This is a genomic window from Pseudomonadota bacterium, assembly GCA_022361155.1.
In the GTDB taxonomy this organism is placed as follows: Bacteria; Myxococcota_A; Polyangia; order Polyangiales; family JAKSBK01; genus JAKSBK01.
Genome location: JAKSBK010000598.1, coordinates 1 through 2,165 on the forward strand (window position 1 = coordinate 1; position 2,165 = coordinate 2,165).

At 62.2% G+C, this 2,165-nt stretch carries 2 protein-coding genes; one reads left to right on the forward strand and one right to left on the reverse strand.

Annotated elements, in window-relative coordinates:
- Positions 1-168: 168 nt before the first annotated feature.
- Positions 169-1,509, reverse strand: coding sequence for an NADP-specific glutamate dehydrogenase (gene gdhA, locus MJD61_22470; GenBank protein MCG8558024.1), 1,341 nt, complete (start codon positions 1,507-1,509; stop codon positions 169-171).
- A gap of 322 nt (positions 1,510-1,831) precedes the next feature.
- Here gdhA and MJD61_22475 point away from each other — a divergent pair.
- A partial coding sequence (locus MJD61_22475) for a serine protein kinase PrkA (GenBank protein ID MCG8558025.1) occupies positions 1,832-2,165 on the forward strand: 334 nt, incomplete at its 3' end.

Sequence of the window (2,165 nt, forward strand, 5' to 3'; positions counted from 1 at the left end):
ATGCCGGAACGTTTCGTACCAGGATCGAGCCGGAAGGTTGCTGGCGGTGGTCGCCGGGGCCATCGAGGAAACGCTACATTAGGCGCCGGGTTGGCCGGGCGCCTCGAAACCCGCGATACGGCGGAAGCGCGCGGCACCGATCTGGCAACATTATTCTGACCCGACGCCTTAGACTACACCCTGGTCGAGCATGGCATCCGCGACCTTGATGAAGCCCGCGACGTTGGCTCCCTTGACGTAATTGATGAAATCGCCTTCCTTGCCGTGCTCGGCGCAGGCACTGTGGATCGATTTCATGATGCTCTGAAGCCGCGCGTCCACTTCTTCGCGCGGCCAGTTGAGAAGCATGGCGTTTTGGGCCATTTCGAGCCCGGAGGTTGCAACTCCGCCCGCGTTGGCTGCCTTGCCGGGCCCGAACAGGATCTTGCGTTCCAGAAAGATGCCGATCGCCTCGGGCACCGACGGCATGTTGGCGCCTTCGGACACGCAGACGCAGCCGTTGTCGACCAGCGTGCGGGCGTCCTCGGCGCTGATCTCGTTCTCGATGGCGCATGGCAGCGCGAGCTGACAGGGAACAGCCCAGGGGCGCTTGCCTTCCAGGTAGGCTGCCTTGGGGAACTGCTTGACGTATTCGCGAATGCGGCCGCGGCGAACCTCCTTGAGCTCCTTCACCCAGGCGAGCTTGTGCGCGTCGATGCCGTCCTCATCCACGATGACCCCGTCCGAATCCGACAGCGTGATCGCTTTGCCGCCAAGCTCGTTCAGCTTCTCCACGGCATAGTGGGCGACGTTGCCGGAACCTGACACGGTCGCGGTAACCCCCTTGAAGTCGTGGCCCCGTGTGGCGAGCATCTCCTGTGCAAAATAGACCGCGCCGTATCCGGTCGCTTCGGGCCGGATGAGGGATCCGCCCCAGTTCAGGCCCTTTCCGGTCAGCACGCCGGTGAACTCGTTCTTGAGTTTCTTGTACTGGCCAAAAAGATAGCCGATCTCGCGGCCCCCCACGCCTACGTCGCCGGCCGGGACGTCGGTATGAGGTCCGATGTAGCGGAACAGCTCGCGCATGAACGACTGGCAGAAGCGCATGACTTCGTTGTCGGTCTTGCCCTTGGGGTTGAAGTCGGACCCGCCTTTTCCGCCTCCCAGGGGCAAGGTGGTCAGGCTGTTCTTGAACACCTGTTCGAAGGCCAGAAACTTGAGCACGCCCATGTTGACGTTGGGGTGGAAGCGCAGCCCGCCTTTATAGGGTCCAATGGCGTTGTTCATCTCGACGCGGAAGCCTCGATTTACGTGCACATCGCCGCGGTCGTCGACCCATGGCACCCGGAAGACGATCACTCGTTCGGGCTCCACCATCCGCTCCAGGATTCGGGCCTGCCGGTAGGCCGGTGTCGTCTCGACGACCGGCATCACGGACTCGATCACCTCTCTCACCGCTTGATGGAATTCCGCCTCGCTCGGGTTTTTGGCGATCACGTTTGCCATGAAACTGTCAACTACATTGGGCATTGCAATTTCCTCCAGGCTGACAGCATAGTGGTTTACGCGAACCGGGGCGTCAACGATGGCGGGCCACAATCGGTGCAGGAGCGTGGCGCTGGCATCGAACCTGCGGCCGCCTGGACCCGTCGCTTGGGAGCCGCCGGGAGCCGCACCCACATTCGCCTTCACTCAGGGCCCGCGGAAGAAGAGCTCATCCATTTCGCCGGTTCTGACCAGCGCTGGCCGTGTTGCTCCTCCTCAGAGTATTTCCAGTACTCCTCGTCGTCGCGCCTCGCCAGCGGCGCCCAGTCCTCGCCGAAACACACGAGTTATTCTCCGCGGGCCCTGAATGACCAACGACGACCGCGAGCTCGAGTCTTTGAGCGCTGCAGTCCGTGACCGCTTCTTGGCCGAGAAGCGCGTGCTGTCATACGATGAGTACCTACGGCAGGTGCTCGAGCACCCTCGTCGCCACACTCGCGACGCGGCCCGCTATCTCAAGAGCTGCTTCGATTACTTCGGTCACCACATCGTGGAGCGATCCTACGGTAAGTCGCGGCGTTGGCGCGTTTTCGATCTCGAGTTCCAGGCGAGCGACGGCCAGCGCAGACGGGAGTTCCTCGCTGGCCAGGAGCAAGCTCAAGAAGCGTTCTATCGAATCGTGTCAAACTTCGTCCGTGAGG